This window comes from Rhodopila sp. (assembly GCF_035548095.1).
GTDB lineage: Bacteria > Pseudomonadota > Alphaproteobacteria > Acetobacterales > Acetobacteraceae > Rhodopila.
In genome coordinates, this window is sequence record NZ_DASZUV010000008.1 from 42,471 (window position 1) to 59,033 (window position 16,563).

Annotated in this window: 18 protein-coding genes; all 18 read left to right on the forward strand. The window is 66.9% G+C overall.

Annotated features, from left to right (window positions below):
• Positions 1-57 precede the first annotated feature (57 nt).
• Positions 58-4,401: a bifunctional class I SAM-dependent methyltransferase/DEAD/DEAH box helicase gene (locus tag VHC04_RS08350; protein ID WP_325679970.1), complete on the forward strand. Its 4,344-nt coding sequence runs from the start codon at positions 58-60 to the stop codon at positions 4,399-4,401.
• The gene (locus VHC04_RS08355; RefSeq protein WP_325679972.1) at positions 4,401-5,462 is read left to right on the forward strand and encodes a DUF7146 domain-containing protein; all 1,062 of its coding nucleotides are present in this window, start codon (positions 4,401-4,403) and stop codon (positions 5,460-5,462) included. Before VHC04_RS08350 ends, VHC04_RS08355 begins: the two co-directional genes overlap by 1 nt.
• Before the next feature lie 334 nt (positions 5,463-5,796).
• Positions 5,797-6,726: a DUF2493 domain-containing protein gene (locus VHC04_RS08360; RefSeq protein ID WP_325679974.1), complete on the forward strand. Its 930-nt coding sequence runs from the start codon at positions 5,797-5,799 to the stop codon at positions 6,724-6,726.
• Positions 6,727-6,874: 148 nt separating this feature from the next.
• Positions 6,875-7,315 (forward strand): hypothetical protein, encoded by a 441-nt coding sequence (locus tag VHC04_RS08365; protein WP_325679976.1) that lies wholly within the window; start codon positions 6,875-6,877, stop codon positions 7,313-7,315.
• Positions 7,316-7,897: 582 nt separating this feature from the next.
• The gene (locus VHC04_RS08370) at positions 7,898-8,221 is read left to right on the forward strand and encodes a DUF736 domain-containing protein (protein WP_325679978.1); all 324 of its coding nucleotides are present in this window, start codon (positions 7,898-7,900) and stop codon (positions 8,219-8,221) included.
• Between the two features lie 206 nt (positions 8,222-8,427).
• On the forward strand, positions 8,428-8,679 hold the full coding sequence (locus tag VHC04_RS08375) for a helix-turn-helix domain-containing protein (protein ID WP_325679980.1): 252 nt from the start codon (positions 8,428-8,430) through the stop codon (positions 8,677-8,679).
• A 138-nt stretch (positions 8,680-8,817) separates the two neighbouring features.
• A complete protein-coding gene (locus VHC04_RS08380) occupies positions 8,818-9,072 on the forward strand; it encodes a DNA -binding domain-containing protein (RefSeq protein ID WP_325679982.1) in 255 nt (84 codons plus the stop codon).
• 120 nt (positions 9,073-9,192) lie between these two features.
• Positions 9,193-9,396: a transcriptional regulator domain-containing protein gene (locus VHC04_RS23040; protein ID WP_408903794.1), complete on the forward strand. Its 204-nt coding sequence runs from the start codon at positions 9,193-9,195 to the stop codon at positions 9,394-9,396.
• Positions 9,397-9,634: 238 nt separating this feature from the next.
• Positions 9,635-9,964, forward strand: a complete 330-nt coding sequence (locus VHC04_RS08385) for a DUF2285 domain-containing protein (protein WP_325680268.1) — start codon at positions 9,635-9,637, stop codon at positions 9,962-9,964.
• Between the two features lie 141 nt (positions 9,965-10,105).
• Entirely contained in the window at positions 10,106-10,381 is a 276-nt protein-coding gene (locus tag VHC04_RS08390) for a helix-turn-helix transcriptional regulator (RefSeq protein WP_325679984.1), read from the forward strand.
• A 10-nt stretch (positions 10,382-10,391) separates the two neighbouring features.
• Positions 10,392-11,270, forward strand: a complete 879-nt coding sequence (locus VHC04_RS08395; RefSeq protein WP_325679986.1) for a replication initiator protein A — start codon at positions 10,392-10,394, stop codon at positions 11,268-11,270.
• Between the two features lie 208 nt (positions 11,271-11,478).
• On the forward strand, positions 11,479-12,114 hold the full coding sequence (parA, locus tag VHC04_RS08400) for a ParA family partition ATPase (protein WP_325679987.1): 636 nt from the start codon (positions 11,479-11,481) through the stop codon (positions 12,112-12,114).
• Entirely contained in the window at positions 12,111-12,365 is a 255-nt protein-coding gene (locus VHC04_RS08405; RefSeq protein WP_325679989.1) for a hypothetical protein, read from the forward strand. The genes parA and VHC04_RS08405 overlap by 4 nt, the downstream gene beginning before the upstream one ends.
• The gene (locus tag VHC04_RS08410; RefSeq protein ID WP_325679991.1) at positions 12,362-12,868 is read left to right on the forward strand and encodes a DUF2840 domain-containing protein; all 507 of its coding nucleotides are present in this window, start codon (positions 12,362-12,364) and stop codon (positions 12,866-12,868) included. The genes VHC04_RS08405 and VHC04_RS08410 overlap by 4 nt, the downstream gene beginning before the upstream one ends.
• 17 nt (positions 12,869-12,885) lie before the next feature.
• A complete protein-coding gene (locus tag VHC04_RS08415) occupies positions 12,886-13,410 on the forward strand; it encodes a S26 family signal peptidase (protein WP_325680270.1) in 525 nt (174 codons plus the stop codon).
• A 44-nt stretch (positions 13,411-13,454) separates the two neighbouring features.
• Positions 13,455-13,790, forward strand: coding sequence for a DUF736 domain-containing protein (locus tag VHC04_RS08420; protein WP_325679993.1), 336 nt, complete (start codon positions 13,455-13,457; stop codon positions 13,788-13,790).
• A gap of 4 nt (positions 13,791-13,794) precedes the next feature.
• Positions 13,795-14,568, forward strand: a complete 774-nt coding sequence (locus tag VHC04_RS08425; RefSeq protein WP_325679997.1) for a lytic transglycosylase domain-containing protein — start codon at positions 13,795-13,797, stop codon at positions 14,566-14,568.
• 244 nt (positions 14,569-14,812) lie between these two features.
• Complete coding sequence (locus VHC04_RS08430) at positions 14,813-16,552, forward strand: relaxase/mobilization nuclease domain-containing protein (RefSeq protein WP_325679999.1); 1,740 nt, start codon at positions 14,813-14,815, stop codon at positions 16,550-16,552.
• Positions 16,553-16,563: the final 11 nt, after the last annotated feature.

A 16,563-nucleotide genomic window follows, 5' to 3' on the forward strand; every position in this document is an offset into this window, starting at 1 on the left:
GGTCCAGAGAGAGCGCCGGCCGGCTCGCCCGTTCCTGCTCTCCCGAGGTTCACCGACATGACCGCATCCACCGCTCTCGCGGCCGCGCCTGCGGCGACGCCGCCGCTTGCGTCGCTACCTGACATCGCCCGCCGCATCGGCGCAGCCGCGCACCATCTCCTTTCGCATCTCGAACAGGGCCGACAGGTCGACGCGGCGATCCTTCGTACCGCGATGGAGAGAGCCTTCGGCGCCTCCGATGCGTCCGGCGCCTGGGACTGGAAAACGGCCTACGACGTCTGCGAGGTTGCCACCGTCCTGTTTCTCCGCAAATACGGAAAGGCGCTTTTGCGCAAGGCCGGCTCTCCGGCCCTGGCCCTCCCCATGCTGGAGAAGATCGTCGGCCTCCTGCCCACGCACACGCGCCGCTCGACCGAGAGCGAGGCTCTCCAGCAGTTCTCGACGCCGATCCCGCTCGGCCTCGCGGTCGCGGCGGCCGCGGCCGTCACGCCAGCCGATCGCGTTCTCGAGCCTTCTGCCGGCACCGGACTGCTCGCCATTCTCGCGGAGATCGCGGGCGGAGCGCTCGTCCTCAATGAGCTGGCCGAGACCCGCGCCGGCATTCTCTCCTTGCTGTTTCCGAACATCGCCGTGAGCCGCCACGACGCCGCGCAGATTCACGATCACCTCGACGCCGCCATCGTGCCGAGCGTCGTCATCATGAACCCGCCGTTCTCGGCGATGGCCAACGTGCAGGGGCGCATGGCCGACGCCGCGCTCCGCCATATCGCCTCGGCGCTGGCGCGCCTTGCCGACGGCGGCCGCCTGGTCGCGATTACGGGCGCCAATTTCGCGCCCGACGCTCCGGCCTGGCGCGACGCCTATGTCCGGCTGCAGGAGCGTGGGCGCGTCGTCTTCTCCACCGCCATCGACGGGCGGGTCTACACCAGGCACGGCACGACGTTTCCGACGCGGCTGACCGTCATCGACAAACGCCCGGCCGACGATCCCACCGCTTTCCCGGCTGCGCCCGGGGTCGCGACGGACATCGCCACGCTGCTGGCCTGGATCGTGGGGCAGGTTCCGGCGCGGCTGCCGGTCCACGCCTCTGTGGCTGTGCCCACCGTCACCACGCCGCGCACCGTTCGCGGCTACCTCGCACACGCCGCATCGCGTCCAGCAAGCGTTGCTGAGCCGGAAGGCATCGAACTCACCTATGAGACGGTCGACTGGACGCCGCCACAGGGCGCGCGCCTCACCGATTCCATCTACGAGGACTATGCACTCCAGAGCATCCGGCTTCCGGGCGCCCAGGATCACCCGACGCAGCTCGTCCAGTCGGCAGCGATGGCCTCGGTCACGCCGCCGAAGCCGAGCTATCGTCCGCGCCTTCCGGCGAACATCCTCAGCCTGCTCTCCGGCGCGCAGCTCGAGACCATCATCTACGCAGGAGAAGCGCACTCCGATTATCTCGCCGGCGCCTGGACCGTGGACGACACGCTCGACGTGGTGACCGCCGCGGCGGAGGACGCCAAGGGTGCGGTCCGCTTCCGTCGCGGCTGCATGATCGGTGACGGCACCGGCGTCGGCAAAGGGCGCGAGTCCGCCGGCATCATCCTCGACAACTGGATGCAGGGCCGACGCAAGGCGGTGTGGATCTCCAAGTCCGACAAGCTCATCGAAGATGCGCAGCGCGACTGGTCGGCCCTCGGCATGGAGCGATTGCTCATCACGCCGCTCTCGCGATTCCCGCAGGGCAAGCCGATCACGCTTCGGGAAGGCGTCCTATTCACCACCTATGCCACGCTACGCTCCGACGACCGTGGCGAACGCCTTTCCCGCGTGCGGCAGATCGTTGAATGGTTGGGCTCCGACTTCGACGGAGTGATCATTTTCGACGAAGCCCATGCCATGCAGAACGCGGTCGGCGCCAAGGGTGAACGCGGCGATCAGGAGGCCTCGCAGCAGGGCCGCGCCGGCCTGCGCCTGCAACATGCGCTGCCGGATGCTCGGGTTGTGTACGTTTCCGCCACCGGCGCGACGACCGTGCACAACCTCGCCTATGCGCAACGCCTTGGCCTCTGGGGCGGCGAAGACTTCCCGTTCTCGACCCGGGCCGAGTTCGTGGAGGCGATCGAGGCTGGTGGTGTCGCCGCCATGGAGGTCCTCGCCCGCGATCTGCGCGCGCTCGGCCTCTACACCTCGCGCTCGCTGAGCTTTGCCGGCGTCGAATACGAGCTGGTCGAGCACGAGCTGACGCCCGAGCAGACCCGCATCTACGACGCCTACGCCGACGCGTTCGCGATCATTCACAACAACCTCGACGCCGCCATGCAGGCGGCCAACATCACGGGCGGAGGCGAAGGCGGATCGGGCACGCTGAACCGGCAGGCGAAGTCCGCCGCACGCAGTGCGTTCGAGTCCGCGAAGCAGCGCTTCTTCGGGCACCTGCTCACCAGCATGAAGACGCCGACCCTGATCCGTTCGATCGCGCGCGATCTTGAAGACGGCCATGCCGCCGTCGTCCAGATCGTCTCGACGGGCGAGGCTCTGATGGAGCGGCGTCTCGCGGAGCTGCCGACCGAGGAGTGGAATGACGTTCGCGTCGACATCACGCCGCGGGAATACGTCCTCGACTACCTCGCCCATTCCTTTCCGGTCCAGCTCTACGAGCCGTTCACGGATTCGGAAGGCAAGCTGTCATCGCGCCCGGTCTATCGCAACGACCAGCCGGTCGAAAGCCGGGAGGCCGTGCAGCGGCGGGATGCGCTGATCGCCAAGCTCGCGAGCCTGCCCCCCGTTCCCGGCGCGCTTGACCAGCTCGTGCAGCATTTCGGCACCGACATCGTCGCCGAAGTGACTGGCCGCTCGCGCCGCATTGTCCGCAAGTCGGGCTACGGCGCCAGAAGCGACCGGCTTGTCGTCGAGACCCGGGCCGCCTCGGCCAATCTCGCCGAGGCGCAGGCGTTCATGGACGACCAGAAGCGCATCCTCGTGTTCAGTGACGCGGGTGGCACCGGCCGCAGTTATCATGCCGAGCTCACGGCCAAGAACACGCGCCTTCGCGTGCATTATCTTCTCGAGCCCGGCTGGAAGGCGGATACAGTCATCCAGGGCCTCGGCCGCACGCATCGGACCAACCAGAAGCAGCTTCCGCTGTTCAGGCCCGTCGCCACGAACGTCAAGGCCGAGAAACGCTTCCTCAGCACGATCGCGCGGCGTCTCGATACGCTAGGCGCGATCACGCGCGGTCAGCGCCAGACTGGCGGCCAGGGCCTGTTTAGGCCGGAGGACAATCTGGAGTCCCACTACGCACGCGACGCCTTGCGCCAGCTCTATCATCTGCTCGTGCGAGGCAAGATCGAGGGCTGTTCGCTGCAGCGGTTCGAGGCGGCGACAGGCCTCAAGCTCATGGACGTGAACGGCATCAAGGACGAGCTGCCGCCGATCACCACGTTTCTCAACCGCATGCTCGCGCTGACCATCGAGCTGCAAGGCGTCCTGTTCACCGCCTTTGAGCAACTCCTGGACGCGCGCATCGAGGGCGCCATCGCCGCCGGGACCTACGACATGGGTCTGGAGACGCTGCGGGCCGAAAGCTTCATCGTCACGGACCGCGAGACGATCTACACGCATCCCGGCACCGGCGCCGAGACCCGGCTGCTGACCATCAAGCAGCGCCAGCGCAACCGGCCGCTCACGCTCGATGAAGCGCTGAGCCGTCTACGCGAGCGCGGATCGCGGCTTCTCATCAACGAACGCTCCGGGCGCGCCGCTGTGCAGGTCCACGCGCCTTCCGTCATGCTTGACGATGGCGAGGTCGAATATCGCGTGCGCCTGATCCGGCCGATGGAAGCGCCAAACGTGCCCGTTCGCATGATGGCGGAGAGCCATTGGCAGGAGGCGGACGAGAAGGCTTTCGCCGCGGCCTGGACCGCAGAACTGAATGAGGTGCCGCCGTTCGCAGACTCGACCATTCACATGGTTGCGGGTCTGCTCCTGCCGATCTGGAAGCGGCTGCCGAATGAGTCGACGCGCGTCTACCGGCTGCAAACCGATGACGGCGAGCGCATCATCGGCCGCCGGGTCTCGCCGGCCTGGGCGGCCACGGCCACCGCGACCGGCCTGCCTTCGCTGACGCCGGAGGACGCCTTCGCGGCCCTTCTCGAAGGCAAGACCATCATCGACCTCGCCGAGGGCCTTCAGCTCCGCCGCGTCCGGGTCATGGGCGGCTATCGCATCGAACTGTCGGGCTTCACCGACACGATGCGCGAGCGGCTTTGCGCCTACGGTCTCTACGCCGAGATCATCTCCTGGAAGCTGCGCCTGTTCGTGCCGACCGGCGCCAGCGGTCCCGCGATCCTCGCCAAGGTGATGGAGCGCTATCCGGTCGAACGCGTCGGCGAGCGGGAGGCGGCATGATGTCCCGGCTCGACGCTTCCGAACTGGCGCACCGTCTCGCGCGCAATGCCGAGGCGGTGTGCCGTCACTATCTGCCCAACGGCCGCCGCGAAGGCCGCTACTGGATGGTCGGCGACGTGCGCAACACGCCCGGCCGCTCGATGTTCGTGCGCCTGACAGGCGCGGAGAGCGGCAAGGGCGTGGCAGGCAAATGGACCGACGCCGCCACCGGCGAGCATGGCGATCTGCTCGACGTGATCCGAGAGTCCTGCGGCCTGGTCTACTTCGCCGACGTCGCCAACGAGGCACGCGCCTTCCTCAGCCTGCCGCAGCCCGAGCCGCAGGCGAGCGAGCGTCGGCGCACGATCCAACCGGCGCCCACTGGCTCCCCCGAAGCGGCGCGGCGGCTGTTCGCCATGTCGCGGCCGATCCATGGCACGCTCGTCGAGGCATATCTCCGCAGACGCGGCATCACGTCTTTGCACGGAACCGGATCGCTCCGCTTCCACCCGCGCTGCTACTACCGTCCCGACGAGCATTCCGCGACCGAGACCTGGCCCGCCATGATCGCCGCCGTCACCGATCTCGACGGCCGACTCACCGGAGCGCATCGGACCTGGCTCGATCCCGACGGGTTCGATCCCGTTCGGCTCGGCAAGGCGCCGATCGACACGCCGCGCCGCGCGATGGGCGATCTTCTCGGGAACGCTGTCCGCTTCGGCATCGCCGGCGAGGTCATGGCCGCGGGGGAAGGCATCGAGACGATGCTTTCGCTCAGGCTGGCGCTACTCGACATGCCGATGGTCGCCGCTCTGTCGGCCGCCCATCTCTCGGCCATCCTGTTCGCGGACACGCTGCGCCGCCTCTACATCGCGCGCGACGACGATCCGGCCGGCGACGGTGCGATGGCCGCGCTGATCGAGCGTGCGTCCCAAGACGGGATCGAGGCGATCGTGCTGTCGCCGCGGCTGGGCGACTTCAACGAGGATCTCCGCATGCTCGGCCCCGACGTGCTGGGTGCAGACCTTCGGGCCCAGGTCGCGCACCGGGATGCCGCCCGCTTCATGGCCGACGCCGCATAGAGCACGCGACCGTGAACGCAGGGCCGGAACGAAGGTGAGGTCCGGAATCTCGCCTGCGACCAATGCTCCGAAGCGCCGGAGAGAGCCGCACCCTCGGCCTTCAAGAGGGCGATCGGGACGGCAAACGGCCCGGCCCGGCAACCTTGGTGGCCGACTATTTTCCGTCGGCGGCAGAGCCGCCTTTACATCGCGAGGCAAAATAGTCGGCCCCCTGCGGTCCTCCGCTGCCGCTTCGGCCCTGCGCTTCGCTCCGGGTGCAGGGCCGGCCCGCCCGCCGTCTTCCGTCGCCATGAAGGCCGCGAGGGTCGCGGCCAATCCAGCGACGGAGCATCCCATGTCCACCGACGACGACTTCGAACCCCACCACACCTCATCTCCGACCGACCACGTTCTCGCCGAGCTGCAGCTCTACGGCTTCCGTCCCTTCCAGGACGAACCGGACCCCCGACCGCTTCCCGAAGGCAACCTCGTTGCCGGCGCCATCGCCGACATCTTCGATGCTCTCATCGCTACGCTTGGCGACACGCGCCTCGAACCCGATCTCGAAGACCTGCTCTGGTCGACCACCAACGTCTTCCATCGCGCCGCCGACCGCATCGCGCGAGAGCTCGACGACAACGAGCAGGCGCAACGACGCAGCCAGCGCGAACAGGACGGCACCGAGGTCAAGTCCGTCGAACTCGAGCGACTGATCGCGGAAGGACAGACGCTCATCGAACGACGCGACGCATTCGAGCTGATGCGCGATCAGGCCTGCGAGCATTTCGAGCGCCACACCGGCTCGGCCTGGCGGCCGCGCAACGGCTCACTCGTCAACCACCGGGCCATGACCGCGGCTATGATCGACAGCCGGGACTTCCTCGCCGCGAAGAAGCGGTCCGAGACTGAGGTGATGTTGCCGCCCGGACCGAAGGTCGCGCTCAGCGGCGGTCTCGACTTCAACGATCATCGGCTGATCTGGGATCGCCTCGACCAGGTGCACGCGAAGCACCCTGACATGGTCCTCATGCATGGCGGCTCGCCCAAGGGCGCCGAGCGCATCGCTGCCCGCTGGGCCGACCACCGCAACGTGCCGCAGATCGCCTTCAAGCCCGACTGGACCAAGCACGCCAAGGCAGCACCGTTCAAGCGCAACGACGCCATGCTGGCCGTCCTGCCGATCGGCGTCATGATTTTTCCGGGCACCGGCATCCAGGAGAACCTCGCCGACAAGGCCCGCAAGCTCGGAGTTCCCGTCTGGCGCTATGGCGACGGGCCGAAGTAAGCGCCGTCAACACCAGCCGGAATCAGAGCGCCGCGGCGATTTCAACTCGCCGCGGCCTTCGATTTTTTTGCTATAGTGCCGTCCGCGCCGTGGTGGTGGTGGTGATGGAAGGCGCGACCGTCAGATGCTTCTCACGGAGGCCACCATCATGATTGTCGTCAGCATTCTCGCAAGCATCGCCGCCATCGGCGTGATTTGCTGTCTCTTGTTCTACCTCGCCGTCTATGCACTACCGCTGTTCGCGGGCGTGACCGTCGGCGTGTGGGCGTATGGCAGCGGCGCCGGCTGGCTTGGAGGCATCGCGGTCGGGTTCATTGCCGGCCTCGCGACGCTCCTGGTGGGGCACCTCCTGCTCACGTTCGTCAAACCGCTCTGGCTACGCATCACGATCGCGGCGGTCTTCGTCGCGCCAGCGGCCGTCGCCGGCTTCCATGCGACCCACGGCATCGTAAAACACACGATGCCCTCGGAAACCTGGCAGATGGCCTTCTCGGTTGTCGGGGCCGTCGTCGTCGGCATTACTGCCTTTGCCCGCCTCGCAACTCTGGCCCCGCCCGGTCAAGCCGGCCAGGGCGTGGTCCGCGCCTGACACCATTTCAGCGCGGTAGCATGACCAGACCACGCCGCCTGCGATTTCTCCTCGTCAGTTGGCACTTCGGTGCGCGGAAGAGCGCCCGAGCGCGTCGAGCCATTGGTCGCAGGCCACATCGGAACGCAGGGCCGGGTCGCGCAATGAACGTCAACGCCCAAAAGGGCAGCGGCTCGGATCGTTCGCAAATCTCTACACATCGGGAGCGTTGATGCGGGGGGCTGCTTGGTTCGACCTGGTGAAACACTGGCCGCCGCCGCGGTCGGATCTCTCTGGCTGCACGACGGGATCGCGAAATTCTCCTTGACCCTCTCTGTCTGATCGAGCGCTCCAAGCGGCCTCTTTGATGGGCTGATCTGGCCGAACGCCGGCTTCGCCTCGATCGCCTATGCCGCAATGGCGCCGATCGACTTTCTTCCCCTGGGCTGCGCCCATTCCTCGCGAAACAAGAAAGTCTCACGGCTGCCATCCTCCGCTACGCTCCGGCCTGCACGCAGGTGCGGCGTCAATCGCCTCCGGCCAGCCGATCGCCATCGAGGCCGCAATGGTGCGGGCTCGAAACAGAGATCAAGGAGAACTACCATGGCGACCATCGGCACCTTTAAGAAGTCCGGCAACGAGTTCGTCGGCCAGATCGTCACCCTCAGCGTCCAGGCCAAGAACGTCCGCATCGTTCCCGAGGCCAGCCGCTCGGGCGAAAACGCCCCCAGCCACCGCGTCTTCGCGGGCCGCGTCGAGATCGGCGCCGCCTGGGCCAAGCGCTCCAACGAGGGCCGCGACTATCTCGGTCTCAAGCTCGACGACCCGTCGTTCACGGCTCCCATCTACGCCAACCTGTTCGACGACGAGGAAGGCGAAGGCTACAGCCTGATCTGGTCCCGCCCCAACCGCCGCAACGGCGAGTGAGGCGAGAGCCCCAGGCCCCGCCCGGGAAGACCGGGCGGGGCCTGGCCCGTTCGGAAGGGCCACTCGTCGAGCGACCGAATCAGTTCGCGCCGATCCGACCAATATCCCGTCTTTGTCCGTCATTTTCGCTCGCTTCCTTGACCAAGAACGACTATTTTAGTCGTAGTTCTGGCGCGCTCGGTCGGCCCGGTGGGAGGTGATCATGCATGATCACCGCCCGACAATCGCGGGCCGCTCGCGCGTTGCTGGGATGGACGCAGGAAACGCTTGCTGACCGGGCCGTTGTTTCGCTGACGGCGCTGAAGCGCCTCGAATCCGGTCATCGCGCCGTCTACGAATCGACGGAAGATCAGGTCCGTCGGACGCTCGAGACGGCGGGCATCGTTTTCCTGTCGTCCGACCAGGGCGAAGGAGTGATGCTTGTCCGCGCGAAAGTCGAGGCGCGCAGCCGACGTTGACGCCGCACGATCGGCCGGCCATCCCAGCTTCGTCCAGGCTCCCTCCTTTGCGCTTTGCGTCGGACCGCGTAGCGTTAACAACTCGTTGAGGCGCCGATGCGTCGACCGGCGGGTTTCGATTTGACACACGATCCGTTCATGGATGAGCCGCCGCAGAGCATGGTCCTCACCAGCTACGACCGCACTCACGTAAAACTCTACCTGCGTCTCCTCGACGCCGAGAGCGACGGCGCCAACTGGCACGAGGCGGTCGAGGTTCTATTCGGGATTGATCCAACAAAGGAACCCGAACGCGCTCTTCGCGTGCATCGCAGTCACCTTGCTCGAGCTCGCTGGATGACCGAGCACGGCTATCGACAGCTCGTCCGCGAAGGCGGAGCGTCGTCGCAATGACGCAATGATGGTGCCGCCACGGCATCACCTGTTGCCGCGACTTGGACTTCCCGGAAATCGCTCAACTGGCAATCGTGTCGTTCCTTCGCGTTCAGGATGTTGCCGAAGGGAGGAAGGGGCATGCGACCTGACACGACGCGGTGGCGATCATCCTCATCATACGACTACGTGGACGACCTCTATGCTCCCGATGTCGCGTGGGAGGCGCTCAGGCGTAACAGGCGCTATCAACAAGACTACGGACAAAGCGCACATCGCACCGCCGACGCTGACCGTCTCGTAGAACTCGTGCGCCAGCGCTGGGGGTTACGCTTTCCCGGTTGACCCGTCGCTTGCCGCGACCGACACGACCGTGTTTTGGGCGCCTGAGGTAGATCCAGGCACCGTCATCGTCGCGTCGGTGGTGCAGCTTCCGCCCGTCGAGCCAAGACCTCTCGGAGACCTCGCAAACCGCGCGCGTAGCAGCCCCGATGGCCGGAGTATATTGTACGGCAATGGTCCCACATCAATCCGCGTCTTTCTGACGCCGAATACTTCACCCGAACAACCCATCGTTGCTGTCGTGCCACTTGGCCCCGATGGCCATGATCGAATCGACGCCGTCATGCGCCTCTGGCGAGCGATGAACAATCGCCGCATCCCGCCCGATGCTCCTCGACTGACAACTCAGCAGCGACGCAGGCTCAAACGCATGCTGCAGGCCGTCGACGGTCACGATGACGGCGCCAGCTACCGCGAGATCGCGGAAGCCATCTTCGGAACTGACCGCATCGCTGAAGGACCCTGGAAGACTTCGGCCCTGCGCGACGTGACGATCGATCTCGTGAAGGACGGCCTCTCGCTGATCGACGGCGGCTATCGCGCGCTCCTGCGTCGGCGCCGACGTCAATAGCTTCGGCGTCCACCTTATCCTTCGGGGGTGCGATTTGGGCATTCGCATCTTCGCCATCCCCCACGCTGCTTTTCCTCCGCCACTGTGGCCTTCGCTCGCCGGCGCCCGCCGGCAACTTGAGCGAACGCCCGGAGGTGCGACATGACGAATCTCGCCGGCTTGCCGCCACGCTTCTTGCGGACGCCGGAGGCCGCCGACTTTCTCGGACTCTCCAGCCGGACGCTCGAGAAGCATCGCACCTACGGCACCGGTCCGGCTTATCGAAAGCTGGGCGGCCGCGTCGTCTATGCCCTCGACGACCTCAGGGCCTGGGCCGACCGCGGCGCGGTTACCTCGACATCCGACCCGCGCGGCTCCGTGCTGCCGGCCAAGCGTCACGACCCGGCCTCCGCACAAGCCGGCCGCAGCCGTCGTTGAGGCGCGGCGCATGTCCCCGGCGCAACGCAATAGTGAACGCGAGCAGCTCGACCTCTTCCGGGCGCTGCCGGGTGATCTCGCGCCGCGCGACGCGCAAGACCTCATGGCCTATCCGTTCTTCTCGCTCGCCAAATCGAAGCGGCTGACGCCGATCGACTTCAAGGCAGGCACGATCGTTATTCGCGTCGAGGCGGTTGCAGAACACGGCATGGCGACCATCTGGGACGCCGACGTGCTGATCTGGGCGGCCTCGCAAATCGTCGAGGCGCGCGATCTCGGCCTACGGCCGTCACGCCTGATGGCGGCGACGCCATACGAAATTCTCTCCTTCATCGGCCGCGGCGCGAGCGTACGCGACTACGACCGTTTGAAGGCCGCCTTCGATCGCCTGCAATCGACCACCGTCGCGACCTCGATCCGCCAGCCAAGCGAGCGGCGGATGCATCGCTTCTCCTGGATCAACGAGTGGAAGGAGCGCGCGGACGCGCACGGCCGTCCGCTCGGCCTCGAACTGATCGTGCCAGACTGGTTCTACGCCGCCGTCCTCGACGACGCGCTCGTGTTGACCATCGATCGCGCCTACTTCCGTCTCACCGGCGGGCTCGAACGCTGGCTCTACCGCCTCGTGCGCAAGCATGGCGGCCGCCAGCAGCACGGCTGGAGCTTCGACGTCGCCTATCTCCATGCGAAGTCCGGCAGCCTCTCGCCGCTCAAGCACTTCGCCTACGACCTGCGCGAGATCGTCCGCCGGCAAACGCTGCCCGGTTATCGGCTGACGATCCAGCAGCCGCCGGATGCCCCCGAACGCCTTTCATTCGCACCCATCGATCCCGCTGCCCTCGCTTCGCTGGGGCAGCGCAGGACCTCGCGCGCTGCGGATAAGCTGTGAATCGTCTCGTGCTATCGGGGACCGGACCTATCGTGCCATCGGGGACCCGATCCTCGTGCTATCGGGGACCGGAATCATCGAATCCCGGTGCCGATTCAAAGCGTTGCGCGCGGCGTAACTCTTCTAACCAAGATTCCTTCGGAATCTTTCTAACGGCCGCTCCGAAAGCCAAACCTGTGCGTGAGCGCCGCCGAAAACGGGGCGCGCCATGATCGTCGCGCTGCTCAACCAGAAAGGCGGCGTCGGCAAGACGACGCTCGCTCTGCATCTCGCCGGCGAGTGGGCGCGGCGCGGCCAGCGCGTCACCGTCATCGACGCCGACCCGCAAGGCTCCGCCCTCGACTGGTCGCAGCAGCGCGCACGCGAAAGCCTTCCCCGCCTGTTCGGCGTGATCGGCCTGGCGCGCGACACGCTTCATCGCGAAGCACCCGAACTCGCGCGGAATGTCCATCACATTGTCATCGACGGCCCGCCGCGCGTCGCCGGGCTGATGCGCTCGGCGCTGCTGGCGGCCGACCTCGTCCTGATCCCGGTCCAGCCATCGCCGTTCGACGGCTGGGGCTCGGCCGAGATGCTCGCTCTGCTCGGCGAGGCGCGCGTCTACCGGCCCCAGCTCGTTGCCCGCTTCGTTCTCAATCGATGTGCCGCCCGCACCATCATCGCCCGCGAGACCGCGCTGACGCTCGCTGATCACGATCCGCCACTGCTCACTTCCAGGATTGGCCAGCGCGTCGCCTTTGCCGACGCCGCGCAATCCGGCCGCCTCGTCTGGGAAGCCCACGCAACGAGTGCGGCGCGCGAGATCACTGCCCTTGCGAGCGAAGTTGGGAGGCTGTCGCGATGAAAGAGCGCTCCGCCAAACGCGCCTTCATCGCGCGGCCGGCCGATCCCGAACGCTGGATCAAAGCGCCGGCGCCGCGCTCCAACAGCAACGGCGACGCGGCCACTTACACCGCGCGGCTGACGATCGACATCACGCCGGAACTGCGCGGCCACATCAAGATCGTCGCCTTCCAGCGCGGCCTGACCGTCGCCGACATGCTGCGCGACCTCCTCGCCCGCGAATTCCCTCCAGCCGAAGGAGACCTGCCATGAGCAGCGCATCCCACCTGCGCCTCGTGCCGCCGCTTCCCGTCGACGGCCTGACGCGCGTCGAACTGACGTGGATCGAGAAGAAGGTCGAATACTGGATTCGCTTCGGCAAGGAGAAGGAGGAGCAGATCCTCGACCGGCGCCGCCGCGTCCTGGGCTTCACGCCCAACAGCATCTTCGCCCTCGTTCGCTGGGCGTCGAACGACCACGGTACGGTCATCTCGCGTATCGACATCGTGCGCGCGATCACACCCGGCGAGCATTTCCAGACCCTCCCGTTCGTACGTCCCGGCGGTGACATCCTCCTCAAGATGGAAGGCTGGCCGAAGGTCGAGCGTGTCCTTCAGATCATCGATGCGATCGAGGCGATCGGCATCGATCCGGCTGAGGTGTCGCCGCATCACTGGCGGCACGTCCACAACCGCCTGACCGCCGGCCAGGAGCCACGCAGCTACACCGTCGAGCAGCATCGGGCGATCCTTCTGCGGCAGAGCGTCGAGCCGTGACGCGCTTCGGCTACGTCATGACGGCGTACTTCGCCGTGCTGGCGGTCGGCGTCTTCTCCTTCCTTCCGGTGGCGCCGAAGCTCATCTGGAATGCATCCGCCAGCGTGCCGCTCGGCCTCTACTCCATCGAGCCGGCGCGTCACCTAGAAGTCACCGACCTCGTCGCCGTCCGCACGCCCGAACCGCTCGCGTCCTTCATGGCCGAACGCCGCTATCTGCCGCGCGGCGTGCCGCTGATGAAGCGCGTCGCCGGTCTTCCGGGGCAGCGCGTATGCCGTGACGGTGCGCATATCACGATCGACGGCATCGATATGGGCGAGGCGTTGGCGCGCGACCACGCGGGCCGCGATCTGCCGACCTGGCACGGCTGCCGCCGCATCGCCGACGGCGAAATCTTCCTCATGAACTGGGCCGCTCCCGACAGCATGGACGGCCGCTACTTCGGTCCGCTCCCCGCCAATTCGATCATCGGCCGCGCGATCCCGCTGTGGACCGACGAGGAGGGAGACGGCCGGTTCGAATGGCGCGCCGCAACGCGGTGACGGCGCACCAAACGCATCCTCCTCACCGCACATAGGAGCTTTCAATGCCACAAATCGGAGAGTTCACACGCACCAAGAACGGCTACGCCGGTCATATCCGCACGCTCTCGCTGAATAGCGAGACGGTGCTGATTCCGGCCGAGCATTCCGATGCCGAGAACGCACCGGACTATCGCGTGCACCTTGGTGACAGCGACGGTCCCGAGATCGGTGCGGGCTGGAAGCGCACCGGCGAGAAGGCCGGCGACTACGTCTCCGTCCAGATCGACGACCCGACGCTGGGCCAGCCGATCCGCGCCAACCTGTTCCAATCGGGCGACGCAAAGTCCGTCTGGGGACTGCACTGGAGCCGCCCGCAAAAGCGGCCCGAGCGGGACTGAGGAGATGCTCATCCGCTCGATCTCGCGGAGCAGTCGTGAAGCCGCCGGGCGGGCCACGCTCGCCCGGCGTCTTTCCGCTCTTCTCCTTTCCGGCCTGCTGATCGCGGGTCCGTTCCCTGGCGTTGCGCTTGCGCAGAGCGCGCCAGCCGCACGTCTGCAGCGCGCGCATCCGATCTCCGACTCCATCGCGGAAGCCGCACGGCGCTTCGGCGTGCCGGTCCCATGGATACGGGCCGTCATGGGCGCGGAAAGCGCCGGAGATCCGCGCGCCGTCTCGCGCAAGGGCGCGATGGGCCTGATGCAAGTCATGCCCGACACGTGGTCGGAGCTGCGCGCCCGGTATGGCCTCGGTCGCGATCCGTTCGATCCGCACGACAACATCCTGGCGGGCGCCGCATATTTGCGCGAGATGCACGACCGCTACGGATCGCCGGGCTTCCTTGCGGCCTACAATGCGGGGCCTCAGCGCTACGACGAATATCTCGCGGGCGTTCGCGCGTTGCCAGCCGAAACGCGCGCCTATGTCGCTGTGCTCGCGCCCCTTATCGGCGGCAAACCGCTCGATGACGCGGCCACGATTGCACCCGATCCACTCGCGTGGACCCGCTCCCCTTTATTCGTCGTGCGCGCGAACGGCAACGCGAATGCAGCACTGCCGCGAGAACAGCGCACGCCCGGTGACAACGCGCCGACACCACGAGCGCATGACGCGGCGGCGCTTTCACCGCGCTCCTCCAGCCTCTTCGTCGCGCAGACAGGTCCGGACCCGCAACAATGACGCGCCTGTTGCCAGATCGCGGTATGGCGGACCCCAGCGCACGAAAGAGTGTCGTGAGACGGGAGGGCGCAACCACAACCGCACGATGGCAGGATAAAGGGGCGCGATGTGCGCGCCATGACGGTTGTGCTTTTTCAATGGGTTACATGCCGAAACCGCGAGGTGCGCGATCCCCGCGCAGCCTGCGGCTTCGGCACTTTCTCAGCAATTTCCGTCGCTTGGCGCGATGTGCGGGGCGGCAGCCATGAGCACCGAAGACGACTTCCGCATCCGGCCTGGCCGCATCCGCTCCACCCGCGCGCAGCGGGCGCGGTCCTTCATCGCGCAGGCGCTTGCCGCCGCACAGCGGGCGGGCGGCTCCGTCTCCCGTAAGGGGACGATCGGCCCCGGCCATCGTTCGTGCTTCGGCCGCGGCCAGCGCGCCTCGGTGCAGGCCAACCGGCTCATTACTTCGCGCTCGCGCGGCGCCGTCGTGAAGGCGCGCGTTGTCCGCCACAGCGCGCGCGGCGCACCGCTCGCGACCCATCTCGGCTATCTGCGGCGCGAGGGCGTCACCCGGGACGGGGAGAAGGCGCGGCTCTTCGGTCCCGGCACCGACGAGGCCAACCCCAAGGCCTTCGCCGATCGCTGTGCGGACGACCGTCATCATTTCCGCTTCATCGTCTCGCCGGACGACGCGATCGAGATGTCCGACCTCAAGCAGTTTACGCGCGAGCTCGTCGGCCAGATGGAGAAGGATCTCGGCACCACACTGGACTGGGTCGCCGTCGATCACTGGAACACCGAGCATCCGCACGTCCACCTGATCGTTCGCGGCGTTCGTGATGACGGCGAGAACCTCGTCATCTCGCGCGACTACATCAAGGAAGGGATGCGCGACCGCGCGCGTGACCTCATCACCCAGGAGCTCGGCCCGCGCACCGACCACGACATCCGCACCACGCTGGAGCGCCAGATCGATGCTGAGCGCTGGACAAATCTCGACCGTCAGCTCGCGCGCGATGCTTATCGGACTGGTGTGATCGATCTTGCGCCGCACGTGGACCGCCAGCCGGACGAGTTTCATGCGCTGAAGGTCGGGCGCCTGCGCAAGCTAGAGGCTCTCGGGCTCGCCGATCAGATCGGGCCGGGCCAATGGGCCATTTCCGAAACGGCCGAGAAGAGTTTGCGCGCGCTCGGCGAGCGCGGCGACATTATCAAGCGGATACATCACGGTCTCGCGGAGCGCAGCCTCGAACGTAGCGCGGCCAGCTACCTGCTGGCCGGCGAAAGCCTGGATGAACCCATCGTCGGCCGCCTGCTCGCGCGGGGGCTCGACGACGAACTGAAGGGCAGCGCCTTTGCGATCGTCGACGGCGTCGATGGCCGCACCCACCACATCAAGCTCGCTGACCTCAATGCCGCCGGAGACTCCGCCCCCGGCTCGATCGTCGAGCTGCGCCAGTTCGATGACGCCCAAGGCCGGCGACGTGTGGCGCTCGCTGTCCGATCGGACCTTCCCCTCGAGCAGCAGATCACGGCGAACGGGGCTACCTGGCTCGACCGCCAGGCCATCGCACGCGAGCCGGTCCCACTCGGCGGCGGTGGCTTCGGCGCCGAGGTCCGTGACGCGCTTGACCGCCGCGCGGAGCATCTCATCGGCCAGGGCCTAGCCGAGCGGCAAAGCCGCGGCGTCAGCTTCAGCCGCAACCTGGTCGAGACACTGCGGCGTCGTGAGCTCGACACGTTGAGCGAACGTCTCGCGGCCGAGACGGGACAAGCGGCCGTCAAAGCCGGCACCGGTGAATACGCCGCCGGCACCTATTGTCGCCGCTTCGACCTCGCCTCCGGCCGGTTCGCCATGCTCGACGATAGCCTGGGTTTCCAGCTCGTGCCGTGGTCGCCGTCCCTCGAACAGCATCTCGGCCGCCATGTCTCCGGCATCACGCGCGGCGACGGCGGGATCGATTGGAACTTCGGCCGCAAGCGGGGAATCGGCCTGTGACATAGCCATTT

What these genes read in the sequence shown, in the direction of transcription:
- VHC04_RS08350 (WP_325679970.1), top strand. Translation starts at nt 58, where the DNA reads ATGACCGCATCCACCGCTCTCGCGGCCGCGCCTGCGGCGACGCCGCCG.
- VHC04_RS08355 (WP_325679972.1), top strand. Translation starts at nt 4,401, where the DNA reads ATGTCCCGGCTCGACGCTTCCGAACTGGCGCACCGTCTCGCGCGCAAT.
- VHC04_RS08360 (WP_325679974.1), top strand. Translation starts at nt 5,797, where the DNA reads ATGTCCACCGACGACGACTTCGAACCCCACCACACCTCATCTCCGACC.
- VHC04_RS08365 (WP_325679976.1), top strand. Translation starts at nt 6,875, where the DNA reads ATGATTGTCGTCAGCATTCTCGCAAGCATCGCCGCCATCGGCGTGATT.
- VHC04_RS08370 (WP_325679978.1), top strand. Translation starts at nt 7,898, where the DNA reads ATGGCGACCATCGGCACCTTTAAGAAGTCCGGCAACGAGTTCGTCGGC.
- VHC04_RS08375 (WP_325679980.1), top strand. Translation starts at nt 8,428, where the DNA reads ATGATCACCGCCCGACAATCGCGGGCCGCTCGCGCGTTGCTGGGATGG.
- VHC04_RS08380 (WP_325679982.1), top strand. Translation starts at nt 8,818, where the DNA reads ATGGATGAGCCGCCGCAGAGCATGGTCCTCACCAGCTACGACCGCACT.
- VHC04_RS23040 (WP_408903794.1), top strand. Translation starts at nt 9,193, where the DNA reads ATGCGACCTGACACGACGCGGTGGCGATCATCCTCATCATACGACTAC.
- VHC04_RS08390 (WP_325679984.1), top strand. Translation starts at nt 10,106, where the DNA reads ATGACGAATCTCGCCGGCTTGCCGCCACGCTTCTTGCGGACGCCGGAG.
- VHC04_RS08395 (WP_325679986.1), top strand. Translation starts at nt 10,392, where the DNA reads ATGTCCCCGGCGCAACGCAATAGTGAACGCGAGCAGCTCGACCTCTTC.
- parA (WP_325679987.1), top strand. Translation starts at nt 11,479, where the DNA reads ATGATCGTCGCGCTGCTCAACCAGAAAGGCGGCGTCGGCAAGACGACG.
- VHC04_RS08405 (WP_325679989.1), top strand. Translation starts at nt 12,111, where the DNA reads ATGAAAGAGCGCTCCGCCAAACGCGCCTTCATCGCGCGGCCGGCCGAT.
- VHC04_RS08410 (WP_325679991.1), top strand. Translation starts at nt 12,362, where the DNA reads ATGAGCAGCGCATCCCACCTGCGCCTCGTGCCGCCGCTTCCCGTCGAC.
- VHC04_RS08415 (WP_325680270.1), top strand. Translation starts at nt 12,886, where the DNA reads ATGACGGCGTACTTCGCCGTGCTGGCGGTCGGCGTCTTCTCCTTCCTT.
- VHC04_RS08420 (WP_325679993.1), top strand. Translation starts at nt 13,455, where the DNA reads ATGCCACAAATCGGAGAGTTCACACGCACCAAGAACGGCTACGCCGGT.
- VHC04_RS08425 (WP_325679997.1), top strand. Translation starts at nt 13,795, where the DNA reads ATGCTCATCCGCTCGATCTCGCGGAGCAGTCGTGAAGCCGCCGGGCGG.
- VHC04_RS08430 (WP_325679999.1), top strand. Translation starts at nt 14,813, where the DNA reads ATGAGCACCGAAGACGACTTCCGCATCCGGCCTGGCCGCATCCGCTCC.